Annotated in this window: 23 protein-coding genes; 8 read left to right on the top strand and 15 right to left on the bottom strand. The window is 37.3% G+C overall.

What is annotated here, in order from left to right; all coding sequences use genetic code 11:
• The first annotated feature begins 46 nt into the window (after positions 1-46).
• The 3 genes from AC6H0V_RS11210 to AC6H0V_RS11220 all read left to right on the top strand — a co-directional run bounded on the left by AC6H0V_RS11210 (position 47) and on the right by AC6H0V_RS11220 (position 1,944).
• Entirely contained in the window at positions 47-292 is a 246-nt protein-coding gene (locus AC6H0V_RS11210) for a hypothetical protein (protein WP_497560275.1), read from the top strand.
• A gap of 81 nt (positions 293-373) precedes the next feature.
• Positions 374-1,468: a hypothetical protein gene (locus AC6H0V_RS11215; protein ID WP_497560276.1), complete on the top strand. Its 1,095-nt coding sequence runs from the start codon at positions 374-376 to the stop codon at positions 1,466-1,468.
• A complete protein-coding gene (locus AC6H0V_RS11220) occupies positions 1,465-1,944 on the top strand; it encodes a TlpA family protein disulfide reductase (RefSeq protein ID WP_497560277.1) in 480 nt (159 codons plus the stop codon). Before AC6H0V_RS11215 ends, AC6H0V_RS11220 begins: the two co-directional genes overlap by 4 nt.
• A 91-nt stretch (positions 1,945-2,035) precedes the next feature.
• Here the strand turns inward: AC6H0V_RS11220 and dnaK are convergent, their stop codons facing one another.
• Positions 2,036-3,943, bottom strand: a complete 1,908-nt coding sequence (gene dnaK, locus AC6H0V_RS11225) for a molecular chaperone DnaK (RefSeq protein WP_497560278.1) — start codon at positions 3,941-3,943, stop codon at positions 2,036-2,038.
• Positions 3,944-4,529: 586 nt separating this feature from the next.
• Between dnaK and AC6H0V_RS11230 the strand changes: the two genes are divergently transcribed.
• Both AC6H0V_RS11230 and AC6H0V_RS11235 read left to right on the top strand, forming a co-directional pair.
• Complete coding sequence (locus tag AC6H0V_RS11230; protein WP_497560279.1) at positions 4,530-5,108, top strand: murein L,D-transpeptidase catalytic domain-containing protein; 579 nt, start codon at positions 4,530-4,532, stop codon at positions 5,106-5,108.
• A gap of 34 nt (positions 5,109-5,142) precedes the next feature.
• The gene (locus tag AC6H0V_RS11235) at positions 5,143-5,670 is read left to right on the top strand and encodes a hypothetical protein (RefSeq protein WP_497560280.1); all 528 of its coding nucleotides are present in this window, start codon (positions 5,143-5,145) and stop codon (positions 5,668-5,670) included.
• 184 nt (positions 5,671-5,854) lie between these two features.
• Here the strand turns inward: AC6H0V_RS11235 and AC6H0V_RS11240 are convergent, their stop codons facing one another.
• Entirely contained in the window at positions 5,855-7,042 is a 1,188-nt protein-coding gene (locus AC6H0V_RS11240) for a class I SAM-dependent methyltransferase (protein ID WP_497560281.1), read from the bottom strand.
• A 139-nt stretch (positions 7,043-7,181) separates the two neighbouring features.
• Between AC6H0V_RS11240 and AC6H0V_RS11245 the strand changes: the two genes are divergently transcribed.
• From AC6H0V_RS11245 to AC6H0V_RS11255, 3 genes are read left to right on the top strand one after another with little or no spacing between them, the layout of a single operon-like run.
• Complete coding sequence (locus AC6H0V_RS11245) at positions 7,182-8,918, top strand: GMC oxidoreductase (RefSeq protein WP_497560282.1); 1,737 nt, start codon at positions 7,182-7,184, stop codon at positions 8,916-8,918.
• Positions 8,919-8,927: 9 nt separating this feature from the next.
• Positions 8,928-9,554 carry a gluconate 2-dehydrogenase subunit 3 family protein gene (locus tag AC6H0V_RS11250; protein WP_497560283.1) on the top strand — a complete coding sequence of 209 codons (627 nt, stop codon included), beginning with the start codon at positions 8,928-8,930 and terminating at the stop codon, positions 9,552-9,554.
• Positions 9,555-9,577: 23 nt separating this feature from the next.
• Entirely contained in the window at positions 9,578-10,369 is a 792-nt protein-coding gene (locus AC6H0V_RS11255; RefSeq protein ID WP_497560284.1) for a TIGR00266 family protein, read from the top strand.
• Between the two features lie 63 nt (positions 10,370-10,432).
• On the opposite strand, the gene rplQ is transcribed toward AC6H0V_RS11255, so the two are convergent.
• The 13 genes from rplQ to rplR form a co-directional block, all read right to left on the bottom strand.
• The gene (gene rplQ, locus AC6H0V_RS11260; protein WP_497560285.1) at positions 10,433-11,131 is read right to left on the bottom strand and encodes a 50S ribosomal protein L17; all 699 of its coding nucleotides are present in this window, start codon (positions 11,129-11,131) and stop codon (positions 10,433-10,435) included.
• A 116-nt stretch (positions 11,132-11,247) separates the two neighbouring features.
• Positions 11,248-12,240 carry a DNA-directed RNA polymerase subunit alpha gene (locus tag AC6H0V_RS11265; protein WP_090992908.1) on the bottom strand — a complete coding sequence of 331 codons (993 nt, stop codon included), beginning with the start codon at positions 12,238-12,240 and terminating at the stop codon, positions 11,248-11,250.
• Between the two features lie 78 nt (positions 12,241-12,318).
• Positions 12,319-12,927: a 30S ribosomal protein S4 gene (gene rpsD, locus AC6H0V_RS11270; protein ID WP_497560286.1), complete on the bottom strand. Its 609-nt coding sequence runs from the start codon at positions 12,925-12,927 to the stop codon at positions 12,319-12,321.
• A 67-nt stretch (positions 12,928-12,994) separates the two neighbouring features.
• Complete coding sequence (rpsK, locus tag AC6H0V_RS11275; RefSeq protein ID WP_025145207.1) at positions 12,995-13,384, bottom strand: 30S ribosomal protein S11; 390 nt, start codon at positions 13,382-13,384, stop codon at positions 12,995-12,997.
• A gap of 151 nt (positions 13,385-13,535) precedes the next feature.
• Entirely contained in the window at positions 13,536-13,913 is a 378-nt protein-coding gene (rpsM, locus tag AC6H0V_RS11280; protein WP_497560287.1) for a 30S ribosomal protein S13, read from the bottom strand.
• A gap of 71 nt (positions 13,914-13,984) precedes the next feature.
• Entirely contained in the window at positions 13,985-14,101 is a 117-nt protein-coding gene (gene rpmJ / locus AC6H0V_RS11285) for a 50S ribosomal protein L36 (RefSeq protein WP_010599887.1), read from the bottom strand.
• A gap of 84 nt (positions 14,102-14,185) precedes the next feature.
• Positions 14,186-14,404 (bottom strand): translation initiation factor IF-1, encoded by a 219-nt coding sequence (gene infA / locus AC6H0V_RS11290; protein WP_008244555.1) that lies wholly within the window; start codon positions 14,402-14,404, stop codon positions 14,186-14,188.
• Positions 14,405-14,475: 71 nt separating this feature from the next.
• Positions 14,476-15,261: a type I methionyl aminopeptidase gene (gene map / locus AC6H0V_RS11295; RefSeq protein ID WP_497560288.1), complete on the bottom strand. Its 786-nt coding sequence runs from the start codon at positions 15,259-15,261 to the stop codon at positions 14,476-14,478.
• A gap of 54 nt (positions 15,262-15,315) precedes the next feature.
• Positions 15,316-16,668: a preprotein translocase subunit SecY gene (gene secY / locus AC6H0V_RS11300; RefSeq protein WP_497560289.1), complete on the bottom strand. Its 1,353-nt coding sequence runs from the start codon at positions 16,666-16,668 to the stop codon at positions 15,316-15,318.
• Between the two features lie 4 nt (positions 16,669-16,672).
• Positions 16,673-17,119 (bottom strand): 50S ribosomal protein L15, encoded by a 447-nt coding sequence (gene rplO, locus AC6H0V_RS11305; protein WP_497560290.1) that lies wholly within the window; start codon positions 17,117-17,119, stop codon positions 16,673-16,675.
• A 103-nt stretch (positions 17,120-17,222) separates the two neighbouring features.
• Positions 17,223-17,402, bottom strand: coding sequence for a 50S ribosomal protein L30 (gene rpmD / locus AC6H0V_RS11310; protein ID WP_497560291.1), 180 nt, complete (start codon positions 17,400-17,402; stop codon positions 17,223-17,225).
• A gap of 4 nt (positions 17,403-17,406) precedes the next feature.
• Positions 17,407-17,925 (bottom strand): 30S ribosomal protein S5, encoded by a 519-nt coding sequence (gene rpsE, locus AC6H0V_RS11315; protein WP_497560292.1) that lies wholly within the window; start codon positions 17,923-17,925, stop codon positions 17,407-17,409.
• Between the two features lie 18 nt (positions 17,926-17,943).
• On the bottom strand, positions 17,944-18,297 hold the full coding sequence (rplR, locus tag AC6H0V_RS11320; RefSeq protein ID WP_497560293.1) for a 50S ribosomal protein L18: 354 nt from the start codon (positions 18,295-18,297) through the stop codon (positions 17,944-17,946).
• Between the last annotated feature and the right edge of the window lie 3 nt (positions 18,298-18,300).

Genomic DNA, 18,300 nt, shown 5'->3' on the forward strand with positions numbered 1-18,300 from the left:
ATTGTTACAAATAACTAAATTAATTCATTCCTTAACAAATTGTTTTATGAAAAAAACGACAAGAAAAGCCGCCTTAATATTAGGATTGTGCTTATTACTAACAACATCTTCATTTGCCATGGTTGATGAACTGGTAAAAAACACGTGTAAATTAAGCTTTAATTTCTTCGGAATCGTTAGAGTGTGGTCAGGCGAGAAAACGTACACGGCCGAAGACATGTATGGAAATACGTATACTTACACCACTGGTTGTGGAGAAGACGGCGGCACCTGGGATTGGTTCTGGGAATAGTCTACTTTCTATAAAGGAGAGCTGCCAGGATAACGGCAGCTTTTCAATTAAGTAAGATGGATAGAATAACAAATTGATCATATGCGAAAAAAATATTATTTGATCTTATTTTTGCTAATCCTTTCTAATAGTGTAAGATCTCAGGTTAAAACGGTTACGATCTTATCGCAAAGTGATCACAAACCAGTCCCTAACGTTTTGGTCTATTTTAAGACAAAAGTTCTTGGAGAAACAGATATATTCGGAAAAATAACCTTAAAACCAAACGGAATTGACAGTATCACTTTCGTTAAAAATGGATTTCAAGACTATAGCTTACCAGTTAGCCAGTTGAGCGAATTTGTGGAACTTATTGCAAACGATGTTATTGTATTAAGAGAAGTTAAGATCACCCCAATTAATCCTACGATGCTACTCAGTAAAATAGCTGAGTTTATGAAGAGTAAAGATGAAAATGGATTGCCAAAACCCCAATCAAATTACAGCTTGCCACGCAACATACAGATTTTTAACCAATTTATGGCAAATAATGATACCCTCCATTATTTGAACAATAGGTTTACCGTTGATAGATCGAATTTTAAAATAAATATTCAAAATAAAATCATCAAAAAATTTGAGACCATTAAGACTAATGAAAATATTTATCAAAGTTATTCCTGGAAAGGGAAATCTGCTAATTTTTCAGTCTTAAGCGCACAAACCCCACTTGGCATACACAATAGCACCGAGTTTACAAACTTTTTCTATCACCAAGATTTATTTGACTACAAAATTGAGGAAGACGAGAATTATTATAAGCTAGTATTTAAACAGAAGAAAAAATCGAATTTTTCGAATATTGAAGGATACCTGATCATAGATAAATTCGATTATGGGATTTACGAGTTTGAGTCAAAATTACTGGATAATAAGCCTTTTTTTAAACGGGAAATAAATTTCAGTAATTCAAAACCGATTAACTTTAAAGTAATAGTAGAAAATTATCGTTTCAAATATGTTAAACAAAACGATAGATATATTTTGGACAACTGTACTAAAAGCACAATTTTCATTGATGATAGCGGAGATCTAAAAAACATTTCTTTTATTTCTACTATTCAGGTCGAAAAAACTGTGGATTTTATAGATAAGTATTTGAAAAATTTTAACATGTATAGTTGGGAATACAAATGAAAAAGGCTTTTATAATCATAGGAATTTGCTTTATTTTATTCTTAAGCATACAAACCTTTAGGATGTACGCTTCCGGAAGTACCATTCCTCAATATAATTACCTGGGCCTTGATGGTAAATACCATACGAATATAGAATTAACAAAAAATCCTACTTTATTTATCTATTTCTCCCCAGATTGTGGTTACTGCGAAAAAGCAATAGTAGAATTATCCAACCTACATCGAGTGTACAAATCAATCAACTATATATTTGTTTCCAGTAAAAATAGCACTAAAGTGGTTAGTAATTTTGTAAAGGCAAACAAAGTGGATGAACTTACACCGGTTGTTTTAATTGATAACAAGGATAGCTTCCCCGCTGATTTTGGACTAGGCATGATCTATGGAACACCAACCATCCTAGTATACGACAGTTCTGGTAAATTTGTCCAGGAAGTTGAAAATTATAAGAATATTAACCAATTGAAATTTTAGCGGATGAATGTCAATAAAAAAGCGTCCCGATTTTGATCGCGACGCTTTTTAACTATTCATCGGATGATTTTAAGTCATCCGATGATTAAAACTATTTCTTCTCTTCGTCTTTTACTTCTTCAAAATCAACATCAGTAACGGTATCGCCACCTTGTTGAGCATCAGCTTGAGGGGCTCCTTCTTGAGGTTGACCATCCTGACCAGCTTTATACATTTCTTCAGAAGCCACATTCCAAGCATTTTGAAGCTCTTCTTGTGCAGCATCAATATCAGCGAAGTTTCTAGCTGCATGAGCATCTTTTAGCTTTTGCAGACCAGCTTCGATTGGCGCTTTTTTGTCGTCAGATAATTTATCGCCAAATTCTTTTAATTGTTTCTCAGTAGAGAAAATCAACGCATCGGCACCATTAATCTTATCTGCTTCTTCTTTTTGTTTGGCATCTGCATCTGCGTTGGCTTCAGCTTCTTCCTTCATTCTTTTGATTTCTTCGTCGGTTAAACCAGATGAAGCTTCAATACGAATTTTTTGCTCTTTACCAGTAGCTTTATCTTTAGCGCTCACGTGCAAGATACCATTGGCATCAATATCAAAAGCAACTTCTACTTGCGGCACGCCACGTGGAGCTGGTGGAATTCCGTCTAAAATGAAACGGCCAATCGTACGATTCTGAGCGGCCATTGGGCGCTCACCTTGTAAAATATGGATTTCTACACTTGGCTGATTATCAGCGGCGGTAGAGAAAGTTTCTGCTTTTTTAGAAGGGATAGTTGTATTTGCTTCGATCAATTTGGTCATTACACCACCCATAGTTTCGATACCTAAAGAAAGTGGAGTAACATCCAATAACAATACATCTTTTACTTCACCAGTTAAAACACCACCTTGAATAGCAGCACCGATAGCTACAACCTCATCAGGATTTACACCTTTACTTGGCTCTTTACCAAAGAAAGCTTTAACAGCATCCTGGATTGCAGGAATACGAGTTGATCCACCTACTAAAATGATTTCGTCGATATCGGTAACTTTTAATCCAGCATTTTTCAATGCAGATTTACAAGGATCAATGGTACGTTTGATCAAATCGCCAGCCAATTGCTCAAATTTGGCACGGCTTAACGTTCTAACCAAGTGTTTCGGACCGCTTGCATCAGCAGTGATATAAGGCAAGTTAATTTCTGTTGAGGTAGTGCTTGATAATTCGATTTTGGCTTTTTCAGCAGCTTCTTTCAAACGTTGTAACGCCATTGGATCTTTGCTTAAATCCATGCTGTTTTCGGTTTGAAATTCTGAAGCCAACCAATCGATAATTACATGATCAAAATCATCACCACCTAAGTGTGTATCACCATCAGTTGATTTTACTTCAAATACACCGTCACCTAATTCTAAAACAGAAACGTCATGTGTACCACCACCGCAGTCGAACACCACAATTTTCATGTCTTTGTGTGCTTTATCCAAGCCATACGCTAATGCTGCAGCAGTTGGCTCATTGATAATTCTCTTTACAGTTAAGCCAGCAATCTCACCGGCTTCTTTTGTAGCCTGACGCTGAGCGTCATTAAAATATGCAGGAACGGTAATTACCGCTTCAGTAACTTCTTGACCCAAGAAATCTTCAGCAGTTTTTTTCATTTTTTGCAAAATAATTGCAGAAATCTCTTGTGGTGTATACTTACGATCGTCTATTTCAACACGAGGTGTATTGTTATCACCTTTAATTACTTTATAAGGTACTCTAGAAATTTCTTTAGCAACTTCAGCATAACTGCTGCCCATAAAGCGTTTAATAGAATAAATTGTTTTTGTTGGGTTCGTTATCGCCTGACGTTTAGCCGGCTCACCCACTTTGCGCTCCCCATTTTCTGCAAAAGCAACAATAGATGGTGTAGTACGCTTACCCTCACTGTTGGCTATAACTACAGGTTCGTTACCTTCCATTACAGAAACGCAAGAGTTTGTTGTTCCTAAGTCTATACCAATTATTTTTCCCATTTTATTATATATTTTTCTGTTAATTTTTTATTGTTTATATGCATAATAACAAGCAATGTGCCAATTAGGTTTTGGCAGGCATTACGGCAAAAAGCCTGTTAAAATGTAAAAAATAAAGGATAAAATGGCTGACACCTTGGCAGAATTGGTTGTGCATCATGTGATCACCACCTCAGTCACCTTAGAACAGCTAATTTGCCAACGGCTTTACGCTTCACCGCCAAACGCTCTACTATTTCACCATCTCAGACATTTTAGAACAACTAAGTTGCCAAATGCTTTGCTCCCACCGCCGAACGCCAAACTATTTCACCATCTTAGACATCTTGAACAGCTGAGTTACCAACCGTTTAACCCCACAGCCGAACGTCAAACTATTTCACCATCCCAGACATCTTAGAGCAGCTAAGTCGATAACTCTCCTTCGTGGCTCTGTGGTAAAAAACTTATGCCCTCTTCCTATGAGCTTTTAAACCACGAAGGCACAAAGACACGAAGAAAGGACAAAGTTGGAGGGATCGCTATTCAAGAATTTTTTAAATTAATGGGAGTTTGATTATCAACTAAAGATTTAGTACATTAGATAGTGCAAAAATCAATCCTCATATGCTTGGTATTTATTGGCTTTGTTAAGTCCACTGTTTATGCTCAGAATAAAATCGATCCCTCGAAAATTAGTGAGGCTTTGACGTTTGTTAAAAAGAATAACATGGACTCTTCAATGGTTCTTTTTGTTGATATGAGTATCCCTTCTGGGAAAAACAGGATGTTTGTTTATGATTTTAAAACCAAGCAAATTCTCATCGAAGGTCTTTGCGCACACGGCGTTGGAGGCGGAAGTACGGCTACAAAGCCAGTTTTCAGTAATAGGGAAAGTAGTTATTGCACTTCTCTAGGCAAATACAAAGTTAAAGGAAGATCATACAGCAACTGGGGCATCCATATCCACTACAAAATGTACGGATTGGAGAAAACCAATAGCAATGCCTATAAAAGGATTGTGGTACTCCACTCCTACACACCTGTGCCAGATCACGAAATTTATCCACAAACTTTATTCGGACAGAGTGCCGGTTGCCCCGTTATAGCAGATGCGGGAATGACAAAAATAGACAAGCTTTTACAGACCAGAAAGAAAGCTGTTTTGCTTTGGATATATAATTAAATAATATTTTTATATTTTGTATAAAAAACAGGCTATGACAATACGAACCTTTTGGACAATTTTTTTAAAGATTTTAGGAATATGGTTATTGTTAAGTAGTTTAACGGTAATTCCATCATTCTTATACCCAATCTTTTATGCAAGTACAATTGAGATGGATAGTTCAACTCTTTCAATCATTCCATTACTATTAATACTTATAATTTATTTTCTAACTTTTTTTTTATTGATATTCCAAACAACTTGGTTAATCGACAAGCTTAGGCTCGATAAGGGCTTCATTGAAGATAAATTAGATTTTAGTATACAGGCCTCGACATTATTGGCTATAGCAACAATCGTTATTGGTGGGATAATAGTTGTTGATGCTTTGCCTCAGCTTTGCCGACAGTTGTTTCTATTTCTTCAACAAAGCCAATTGTTTATCGAAGGCAAATCATCAGGATGGATCATATTTGATCTAGTTAAAACGATTATAGGCATTTTTCTTATGACAAATAGTAAATTAGTTGTTCAGTTTATTAATAAGCAAACAGGAAATAAAAACGTTGACGATGAGTAATAACTTACCCCTTAGTTTACATTCTTTAACTCTTTGCGGTTAATTATTTTTACCGTCATAGCAGCCTGGGAGGCAGGTTAAACATCTTAAATACTAAGTCTCGGGCACCATCGCCTCCGCGTTCTTTGCGGAATCTCTGTGTTCTCTGCATTTAATAAGAATAGCCAAGTCTTAAACCTTTGCGTTAGAGATTTAGTAACTTCTCCAAATGATGGTATCCAATTCCAAAATAAGCCTTTGTATCCTTAATTTTAAGTAATATATCTTCTTTGCTCCCCGCCCTTTGCTCCTTACCTTTCACTCCCACAACAAGAACATTCTTTGGAGTATGCGCGTCGGAAATAAATTCGAACACTTTGGTTTTATACCCAAAATACTCTAAAATCAGTGCTCTTATCCCGTCGGTTACCATTTCGGCTTGGCGCTCTAAGAAAATCCCATATTTCGTTAAAAAAGTAACCTCATTTTTCACTTTGTGTTTTTCGATTTCCCCTCTAATTTGTTTGTGGCAGCAAGGTGCAACTACAATTAATTCGGCACCTGCTTTAATACCCTTGTAAATGGCATCGTCAGTGGCAGTATCACAGGCATGCAGAGCGATGAGTAGATTAATGTCTTTAACTGGATAATCCTCAATTGTACCCTGCACAAACTTTAATTGCCCAAAGTTAGCTTGATTGGCAATATCATTACAGAGTGATACGAGGTCTTCTCTAAACTCGACACCGGTAACGGTAGCTTTTAAGTTGAGCTGCTGATGCAGATAATCATACAGAGCAAAGGTTAAGTACCCTTTACCAGATCCCATATCCACTACGTTCTTTACCGTTTCTTCTGGGAGTTCCCTGATTAGCGAACTTAAAATCTCGATATATTGATTAATTTGCTTGTATTTGTCCTGAGCATTTTTATATACATTTCCTGCATCATCAGTAATTCTCAAAGCGTGTAAATAAGACGTTCCAACGCCCTTGATTATCCTTTTCTTTTCCTTATCGTGTGATAAAGTTGGCTGAAGCTTTTCATTCAAATTTCTCTCACGGATTCCAATCATATTTTTTTTATTATGTTCGATGATCACTTCCCTATCCCTGGTAAAAAGAGTGCCGATTTTGAAATCGTTGCTCAAGAGATTGGTTAATAGATCAACACCTTCAATGATAGGAAGGTTCTTAAAGATATCCCTGGTTTGATATCGATAATTAAAGGAAAGCATATCCATCCTTTTAATTTTCACAGGCTTTATGTACAGATTTTTAAGCGCTTTATCATTGCCATGATAGTTACCTAAAGAAAGCTTTACAAAGCTACCAGTGGTTATCACTTCGATTAACATATCTTTAAATTTTGCTAGTGTTTCACTATTGCCCATAATCTGTGTTGATTTACAAAAATACATCAAATTAAATCAAAACGATTACTCACCCGGTTGCTCATCCGATGAGTATAATTCTTTCATTTCACAAAATTTAGTTTAAATTAGGATAACTAAACACTCTATACATTTTATAATGAATGATTTCCAAATCAAAAAATCTACAACGGTATACGATGCCATTGTTGTTGGCTCAGGAGCTGGAGGTGGAATGGCCGCCTATGTATTGGCAAATGCCGGTCAAAAAGTCTTAATGCTAGAAGCTGGGGAATATTTCGACCCACGAATTGATGCTCAACAGTTAAAATGGCCATGGGAATCCCCCCGTAGAGGCGCAGGAACTACTCGACCTTTTGGAGATTTTGATGCTTCATATGGAGGTTGGCAATTGGATGGCGAGCCCTATACCACTAAAGATAAAACAGAATTCGAATGGTTCAGGTCGCGAATGTTAGGTGGTCGTACCAATCATTGGGGAAGAATTTCGTTACGTATGGGGCCAGAAGATTTTAAGCCTACTGATGGATTAACGGACGACTGGCCAATAACCTACGCGGATCTTAAACCTTTTTACGATAAAGTAGACAGGATGATCGGGATTTATGGTACGGTTGAAGGTATACAAAGTGAACCCGATGGGATTTTTATGAAACCACCTAAACCTCGTTTAAATGAACTTTTCATTAAAAAAGGAGCCCAAAAAGCTGGCGTTCCGGTAATTGCAGGTAGGGGTGCGGTAATGACAGAGGCTATTAAGGGGAATGATGATCGGGCGCCATGTTTTTATTGCGGACAGTGTGGACGGAGCTGCAAAGTGTACGGAGATTTTTCTGCCTCATCGTGCTTGGTTATCCCGGCGGTAAAAACGGGTAACTTAACGGTAATTACCGATGCTATGGTTAGAGAAGTTATGGTAGATAAGGATGGAGTAGCAAAAGGCGTATCGTATGTTAACCGAAAGGATCTGCAAGAATATCAGGTAAATGGAAAGCTCGTAATTCTCGGAGCTAGTGCATGCGAATCGGCAAGAATACTTCTCAATTCGAAATCCTCCCATCACCCAAATGGATTAGCCAATAGCAGCGGTGTTGTAGGTAAATACCTTCACGACTCTACTGGCGCGAGTGTGTCTGGCTTCCTTCCCCAATTAATGGATAGAAAACGGTATAACGAAGATGGTGTAGGAAGTGTCCACATCTATTCGCCTTGGTGGCTAGATAATAAGAAACTTGATTTCCCGCGGGGCTATCATATCGAATATGGTGGCGGAATGCGCATACCATCCTATGGTTTTGGTGGTGGTGTTACTACTATGAATGGGATGGTACCCGACAGAAATGGGAAAACAAAGGAAGCTGGTGGATATGGAGCGTCATTAAAAGATGATTATCGCCGTTTTTATGGCACTGGGGTAAATATGGCAGGTAGAGGCACAGCAATAGCCAGAGCAGATAATTATTGTGAAATTGATCCGGATATGATTGACAAATACGGCATTCCAGTATTAAGATTTCATTACAAATGGGCGAAAGAAGAGATTCTTCAAGCTAAGCATATGCAAGAGACCTTCTTATCGATAATGAAAGAGATGGGCGGTATTGTTACCTCTAAAATTGAGGGAGCTGAAAGCAATTATGGATTAGAGGCTCCCGGAAAAATCATTCACGAAGTAGGAACCATTAGAATGGGCGATGATCCCAATAAATCTGCACTCAATAAATATTGCCAAGCCCATGAGTGTAAGAATTTATTTGTGGTTGATGCTGCACCTTTTGTGCAACAGGGTGATAAAAATGCTACCTGGACTATCCTTGCGCTTTCTATGAGAACTGCTGAATATATCCTATCAGAAAAGAAAAAACAAAACATTTAAAGGAAAATTATGAATAGACGTGATTCCTTAAAAGCCATAGGCTTAACCGCATTAAGTACAACAGTGCTTATTGGAGCGTGTAAACCCAGTAAAGAAAAAGTTGCCCCAACTAAAGAAGCCGAGAAAGAAGCGGGAAGAGAGCAATGGGAAATAGACCGGAATAAAAAGTTAACATCAGAAACCTTTTTCACCGAGCATGAAATGGCCACAATTACAGTGTTGGCTGATATTATCATCCCAAAAGATGATTTTTCTGGAAGTGCATCCGAGGCGAAAGTGCCAGATTTTATCGAGTTTATCGTAAAAGATATACCAGACCATCAGGTTCCAATGCGTGGCGGACTTAAATGGCTTGACATTCAATCTTTTAATCGATTTAATAAATCTTTTGTTGAAGCTTCGGCTAAAGAACAATTAACCATAATTGATGAAATTGCTTATCCTAAAAAGGCAAAGCCCGAAATGCAAGCGGGCGTAGCTTTTTTTAATAGAATGAGAAGCTTAACTGCTTCCGGATTTTATACTAGCGAAATTGGAGTGAAAGATATTGGCTATGTGGGCAATGTACCGAATGAGTGGGCGGGTGTTCCTAACGATGTCTTAAAACAGTATGGAATGGAAAATGTAAAAGTGTAAGATTAATTGTTAAAATAATAATCATGATAAGCAACCATGAAATAGATTATCGCATTTTCGGCGAGGAGATGCAGTATGTAGAAATAGAATTAGACCTTAACGAAACGGCAATAGCAGAAGCTGGAGCCTTTATGATGATGGACGATGGCATACAGATGCAAACCATATTTGGCGACGGAAGCCCACAACAAAGTGGATTGTTAGGGACGCTGTTTAGCGCTGGTAAAAGATTATTAGTGGGCGAAAGCTTATTTATGACTGCCTATACCAATGTTGTTCAAGGTAAAAAACGAGTAAGTTTTGCCTCTCCCTACCCTGGAAAAATCATCGCACTAGATCTTTTAAAACTTGGCGGAAAAATCATCTGTCAAAAAGATGCATTTTTATGTGCGGCAAAGGGAGTTTCCATCAGTGTCGAATTTCAAAGGAAATTGGGTACAGGTCTATTTGGCGGAGAGGGTTTTATAATGGAGAAGTTAGAAGGGGATGGAATGGCTTTTGTTCATGCCGGTGGCCATGTTCTCGAAAGAGAATTACAATTTGGAGAATTAATTAAAATAGACACTGGTTGTATTGTAGCTTTTACCAAAGAGGTTAATTATGACATTCAATTTGTTGGGGGCATAAGAAATACAATATTTGGCGGTGAGGGGGTATTTTTTGCTACATTAAGAGGTCCGGGAAAAGTATGGATTCAAACTCTTCCAATTAGTCGTTTAGCTAGTAGGATCCTATCATTTTCTACGGGATCTAGACGAGAAGAAGGTAGTTTGCTAGGAGGATTAGGCAATTTGCTGGATGGAGATGGCAGATAGAACCACAAAAAAGCCCTTTAGAAATTTCTAAAGGGCTTTTAATCCTAAGATCTTATAATCTAGTTATGCTTTTGGAGCTTCAGGATCTTCCTTAGCAGTAGTTTCGCCTTCGCTTGCAGGTGCTTCTGGAGTTTCTTCTACAGCTTCTTCAACAACTTCTGTTTCGGCAACAACTTCACTTTCGTTCGCTGGAGCTTCTTCAATAGCTGTTTCGGTAACAGCTTCACCTTCGTTCGCTGGAGCTTCTTCAACAACTGCATCTTCAACAACTGTAGCATCTTCTACAACAGCGTCGGCTTTAGGCGCTTTTGCTTCAGCAGTAGGAGCATCAACTTTTTTCGCTTTGCTTCTACCTCTACGTGTAGTTTTCTTTTCTGCAGCTGCAGCATCATTACCATAAATTTCATTATAATCAACTAGCTCGATCAAGGCCATTTCGGCATTATCACCTAAACGGTTGTTTAATTTGATAATACGAGTGTAACCACCTGGGCGGTTGGCAACTTTAGCGGCAACGTCACGGAATAATTCGGTAACAGTTTCTTTATCTTGTAAATATGAAAATACGGTACGACGAGAGTGGGTTGTATCGTTTTTAGATTTTGTAATAATAGGCTCAATATACACACGTAAAGCCCTTGCTTTAGCTAAAGTTGTTGAAATTCTCTTGTGTTTGATTAGTGATGAAGCCATATTAGCCAACATCGCTTTTCTGTGCGAAGTTGTTCTACTTAAATGGTTGTGTTTTTTACCGTGTCTCATTTTTTGTTTTATAAAGTGTATACCGTCTCGTTGAACTTAATCTGAGGGAATTATACACAGTGAATAATTAGTTGCTTTCGCAACGCATGGCGCATGGCGCTTAGCGCTTAGCGAGTCTATTCTTCGTCTAACTTAAATTTAGAAAGGTTCATTCCAAACGATAGTTGTTTAGATTTTACCAATTCTTGGATTTCGGTTAAAGATTTTTTACCGAAGTTTCTGAATTTTAACATATCAGCAACATCGTAAGAAACTAGATCAGCTAAAGTGCGAATATCCGCTGCTTTTAAGCAGTTTAAAGCACGAACAGAAAGATCTAGATCTACCAATTCGGTTTTAAGGATTTTACGCATATGCAAAATTTCTTCGTCCACTTCTTTAGTTTCTTCTTTAGCTTGAGATTCTAATACAAGGTTCTCATCAGAGAATAACATAAAGTGTTGGATCAAGATTTTAGCTGCTTCTTTCAATGCTTCTTCCGGGTGGATAGATCCATCGGTAGAAATATCTAGAATTAATTTCTCGTAATCCGTTTTTTGCTCAACACGATAGTTTTCAATCGTATATTTTACATTTTTCATTGGAGTAAAGATCGAATCGATTGCGATTACACCAACTACGGTATCAGTAATTTTATTTTCTTCTGCTGGAACATAACCACGACCTTTATTGATAGTTAATTCTACCTCTAAAGTAACTGATTTCTCCATGTTACAGATTACAAAATCAGGGTTTAACACCTCGAAATTGTTAGAGAATTTTGTAATGTCACCGGCTAAGAACTGATCTTGACCGTTAACAATGATGAATACTTTTTCTGAATCTCCAGAATCACCAACTTTTTTAAAACGTACTTGTTTTAAGTTAAGGATGATTTCAGTTAAATCTTCTACAACACCTTTCATGGTAGAAAATTCATGAGAAACGCCAGAAAAACGAATACTAGTGATAGCAAAACCTTCTAAAGAAGAAAGTAGAATTCTTCTTAAGGCGTTACCAATTGTTACACCGAAACCGGGCTCTAAAGGACGAAATTCAAATTGACCATCGAAATCAGTTGATTTCTGCATGATTACCTTATCGGGTTTCTGAAATGCTAAAATTGCCATTTATAATGTTTTTAGATCGTTATATAAATAATGTGTAACGTGAAAAAGTTAAAGCCACGAGGGCTTTAACAAGTTTTATTACTTAGAGTATAACTCTACTATAAGATTTTCTTTAATATTTTCTGGGATCTCATCACGTTGAGGATAAGCTAAAAACTTACCGCTTAACTCACTTGCATTCCAATCTAACCAATTAAATTTATTGATCATTCTTCCTGCTACAGAATTAGTGATGGCTTCTAATGATCTAGATTTATCACGTACAGCAATTACATCTCCAGCTCTTAATTGATATGATGGAATATTTACTACCTCACCATTAACAGTTACATGCTTGTGGCTAACCAATTGACGTGCACCTGAACGGGTTGGAGCGATACCTAATCTATAAACTGTATTATCTAAACGTGCTTCTAATAATTGCAATAAGTTATCACCAGTGATACCTTCGCGAGATGAAGCTTTTGTAAATAAGTTACGGAATTGTTTTTCTAACACACCATAAGTGTATTTTACTTTCTGTTTTTCCATTAACTGTACTGCATATTCAGATTGCTTTCCTCTTCTTTTCGAAGCGCCATGTTGGCCAGGGGGATAGTTTTTTCTGTCTAGTACTTTGTCAGGGCCAAAAATAGGCTCTCTGAACTTACGGGCGATTTTGGACTTGGGTCCGGTATATCTTGCCATTTTGTTTGTGATTTTAAAGTATCATCCCAACTGTATCGGGTGACTCTTAGCTTTAAAAAATAAATAATTAAACTCTTCTTTTCTTAGGGGGACGACAACCATTGTGTGGAAGTGGAGTGATATCTTTAATAGAGGTCACTTCAATACCCGCAACTTGTAAAGTTCTGATTGCAGACTCACGGCCTGAACCTGGACCTTTAACAAATACTTCTACTTTACGCAGACCTAAATCAAATGCTACTTTACCGCAATCAGATGCAGCTTGGCCAGCAGCGTATGGAGTGTTCTTTTTAGAACCCTTAAATCCCATTTTACCTGCAGAAGACCATGAAATAGTTTGACCGTTATTATTTGTTAGGGTAACAATGATATTGTTGAACGTAGCATTGATGTGCGCCTGACCTACAGACTCAATAACAACAATACGTTTTTTGGTAACTTTTTTACTTTTAGCCATTTTTTCTTTTAGATTTGAGATATGAGAAGTGAGATAAGATTAACCCTACCTCGGCACTCAATACCTTTATTATTATCCTTTATTCCAGATTTGAGTAGATTTCTGAGATGTTTAACACATCTCGTATCTCATATCTCATATCTATCAATTATTACTTAGTAGCTTTTTTCTTGTTAGCAACGGTTTTTCTCTTTCCTTTACGAGTACGAGAATTGTTCTTGGTACGTTGACCACGAACAGGTAAACCTTTTCTATGACGTAGACCACGGTAGCAGCCGATATCCATTAAACGCTTGATGTTCAATTGAACTTCCGAACGTAATGCACCTTCTACCTTAATGCCATCATTAATAATTGTACGGATAGCAGACAACTCTTCGTCTGACCAATCTTGTACTTTTTTGTTGAAATCTATACCTGCTTCAGTTAAAATGTTCTGAGCAGTAGATCTACCTACTCCGTAGATATAGGTTAATCCGATCTCACCTCTTTTGTTTCTTGGTAAATCTATACCTGAAATCCTTGCCATATTTATATTTATCTTTTTTAGTAACTCCGAACGGCGGGCCACCGTTGTACGGTATATTACAAATTCTTTAATTACCCTTGACGTTGTTTGTATTTAGGATTTTTCTTGTTAATTACGTAAAGTTTACCTTTACGGCGAATAATCTTACAATCAGCGCTACGTTTTTTAATTGATGACCTAACTTTCATTGCTTTTTGTTTTTTTCTTTGGTAATGAAGTTCCAATGAACCCTCTGGGGGCTATCATAAGCCTCAGCCCATGATAAATCACTTTTACTTGTATCTATATGTAATCCTGCCCTTTGATAAATCATAAGGCGACATCTCTAATTTAACTTTATCTCCAGGAAGAATTTTGATGTAGTGCATCCTCATCTTTCCAGAAATATGAGCGATAATCTCATGACCGTTCTCGAGTTCAACTCGAAACATCGCATTCGATAATGCTTCTCTTATTACTCCGTCTTGTTCAATTGAGGCTTGTTTAGCCATATTATATTGATTTTTACTTAATTAGCTGCTATTAAACAGGGTTGCAAAATTAAATAAAAATTTTTAATTTTTTATCTTTTTTTATCTAAAACTTCTTCAATCAATGAAAAGGTTGATAAAACATCCGCTTTCCCTTTTTTGATCGCAACCGTGTGTTCAAAATGTGCCGAAGGTTTATTGTCTCTCGTGGTAACTGTCCATCCATCATTCCAGAATTTAATGGCAGCTGTTCCTGCATTGATCATAGGTTCGATAGCAATCACCATTCCTTCTTCTAATTTAATTCCATGACCACGTTTACCATAATTTGGTACTTCGGGCTTTTCATGGAGCTTAACCCCCACACCATGTCCTACTAATTCTCTAACTACTCCGAAGCCATTGCTTTCTGCATGGTTCTGTACGGCAAATGCCACATCACCAATTCGCATTCCAACAACTGCCTTTTCTATCGCAAGGCTTAAACATTCCTGTGTAACCTTGGTTAGTTTTTGCTTTTCGGCATCAACCTCTCCAATAGAAAATGTATAGGCTGAATCTCCAAAAAAATCGTTCTTTATCACTCCACAGTCTACGGAGATCAAATCACCTTCCTTAATGACATAATCATTTGGAAATCCATGGACAACCTGATCATTAGGAGAAATACATAACGAATTGGGAAATCCTCCATAATTTAAAAAAGCTGGTATTGCACCATGATCTTTAATAAACTCATAGGCCATTTTATCCAACGCAAGGGTAGTTATCCCCGGCTCAATTATTTTCGCAACCTCTGCCAGTGTCTTCGAAACAAGTAAAGAACTTTCTCTTATTAATTCTACCTCCTCCGGAGATTTATAATAAATTTTAGACATAGTATCAATTAGTCAATTTGTTAATTAGTGCCAAAGGCATCACTTTGTGACTAATTAAAGTGCTGCACCACTACCGGCAGCAGGAATTCCTGTACGGCCAGTAACTCTTCCGGTTTTCATCAAACCATCATAGTGACGCATCAATAAATAACTTTCGATCTGTTGTAAGGTATCTAAAACTACACCCACTAAAATTAGCAGTGACGTACCCCCAAAAAAGTGTGCAAATTCATTCTGTATACCAAACTTAACGGCTAATGAAGGAAGAATAGCGATAATAGCTAAGAATAAAGATCCAGGGAAAGTAATCTTAGAAATTACATCATCAATAAAAGATGAAGTGGCTAAACCTGGCTTAACGCCTGGAATAAAACCGCCATTCTTTTTCATATCATCAGACATTTGCGTAGGATTAACCGTAATTGCCGTATAGAAAAAAGTAAAGGCAATAATTAAAAATGCAAATGTCGCACTATAGGTTACTGATGTGATGTCTTGGTAGTTGTGCAAAAATGTATCACTTAATCGATCAGGAAACATTCCGATCAATGCGCTCGGGATAAACATTAAGGCCTGAGCAAAAATGATAGGCATTACCCCAGCGGCGTTAACCTTTAAAGGAATATATTGTCTAACACCACCAACTTGTCTGTTGCCCACAATTCTTTTTGCATATTGAACAGGCACTTTACGCACCCCTTGAACAATAAGAATAGTAAACATTACTACGGCAAATAACGCAACCACTTCAAGTACCAGTTTAATCAATTGTCCGTCGTTCCCAGCAAAAAGCGAAGAAATCTCCTGCATCATTGCTGTTGGTAAACGGGCGATAATACCCACCATGATAATTAATGATGTACCGTTTCCAATACCTTTGTCGGTTATTTTCTCACCTAACCACATTACAAATAATGTACCGGCAGTTAACACAAACGCGGTTAAAATATAGAATAATGGTAATGATTCTATCAATCTTGCGGCTGGGTGAGGGGTTAAAATCTGAGTTTTAACATATCCTACAGATTGCACCAATGTGATAGCAACGGTTAGGTAACGTGTAATTTGTGTTAGCTTCTTTCTGCCACTCTCTCCTTCTTTTTGCATTTTCTGGAAAGTAGGCACTGCAATACCCAACAACTGTACAACAATTGAGGCTGAGATATACGGCATAACACCTAATGCTACAATAGATACTTTAGAAAAAGCTCCACCTGCAAACATATCCAACAAGCCTAAAATACCTGTTTTTGCTTGAGTATTAACTAACTGAGCAGGATCTACACCAGGTAGAACCACTTGACAAACGAACCTGTAGATCAAAAGAATCATAACCGTAAATAAAATACGGGTCTTTAATTCTTCGATTTTCCAAATATTACCTAAAGTAGTAAATAGCTTCTTCATTAATTTACAATTTTACGATTGAGCCTCCAGCAGCTTCGATGGCTTTCTGTGCAGTTGCAGAAAAAGCATGAGCTGTAACTTCTAATTTAGCTGTAACTTCACCACGGCCTAAGATTTTAACCAGGTCGTTTTTAGAAGCTAAACCATGCTCTTGTAAAGCGGCAAAGTCAATGCTTGATAAGCTAAATTTCTCTGCTAAACCTTGTAGTACATCTAAATTAACCCCAACATATTCAGTGCGGTTAATAGGTTTGAAACCTACCTTAGGCACACGACGTTGTAGTGGCATTTGACCACCTTCGAAACCTATTTTCGTTTTATGACCAGAACGTGAACCAGCTCCTTTATGACCACGAGTGGAAGTACCACCACGACCAGAACCTTGACCACGACCAATTCTTTTTATTTTTTTTGTAGAACCTTTTGCGGGTTTTAAATTACTTAAGTCCATTATTAAACTTGTTGTGTTGTCCTTCGCTTTCACTAATCAGGATCAACGATAAATAAATAAAATCTGTTCAGAAAATAAATCTTCAGAACAGATTTCTTACTAATTATATAGCTTCAATCGCTACTAAGTGATTAACTGCTCTCACCATTCCGATAATGGCAGCGTTAGCCTCAACTTCTACACTTTGGTTCATTTTAGTTAAACCTAATGCTTTCATTGTTCTTTTTTGGCGCTCGCTTCTATCGATAATGCTTTTGATTTGGGTTATTTTAATTTTAGCCATGATCTTATCCGTTAAAAACTTTGTTTAAATCTACACCACGGTGCTGTGCTACTGTATAAGCATCACGCATTTTGGTTAAAGCATCTACTGTTGCTTTTACCACGTTGTGTGGATTTGATGAACCTTTTGACTTTGCCAATACGTTATGTATACCAGCACTCTCTAATACCGCACGCATTGCACCACCAGCAATTACACCGGTACCTACAGCTGCAGGTTTAATCAAAACGAAACCGCCAGAGAATTTACCGATTTGCTCATGAGGCACCGTTCCGTGCAAAATTGGAACTTTTACCAAGTTCTTTTTTGCATCATCGATACCTTTAGCAATCGCTTCCGTAACTTCTTTCGCTTTACCTAAACCATAACCAACAACACCTGCTTCATCTCCAACAACCACAATGGCTGAAAAGCTGAAAGTACGACCACCTTTGGTTACTTTGGCAACACGTTGTATGCTAACTAAACGATCTTTCAATTCGATTTCGCTAGTCTTAACTCTTTTTATATTGATAGTTGACATCTTATCCTATTTCTTAGATTAAAATACTAAACCAGCTTCGCGGGCACCTTCTGCCAACGATTTAACACGACCATGGTATAAATACCCATTTCTGTCGAAAACAACTTCCTTCACACCAGCTGCAATTGCTTTTTCGGCAACTAACTTGCCTACAGCTACAGATTGTTCAGATTTGTTTCCTTTACCAGTAAAATCTTTAGATAAAGATGATGCTGAAGCTATTGTGTTACCAGTTACATCGTTAATAATTTGAGCATAAATCCCTTTATTACTTCTATAAACTGATAAACGTGGACGGTTTTCAGATCCAGTAAGTCTTTTTCTGATACCTTTTTTGATACGATCTCTACGAGATAATTTTTTTCCTGCCATTTT

It is taken from the genome of Pedobacter sp. NO84 (assembly GCF_059703915.1).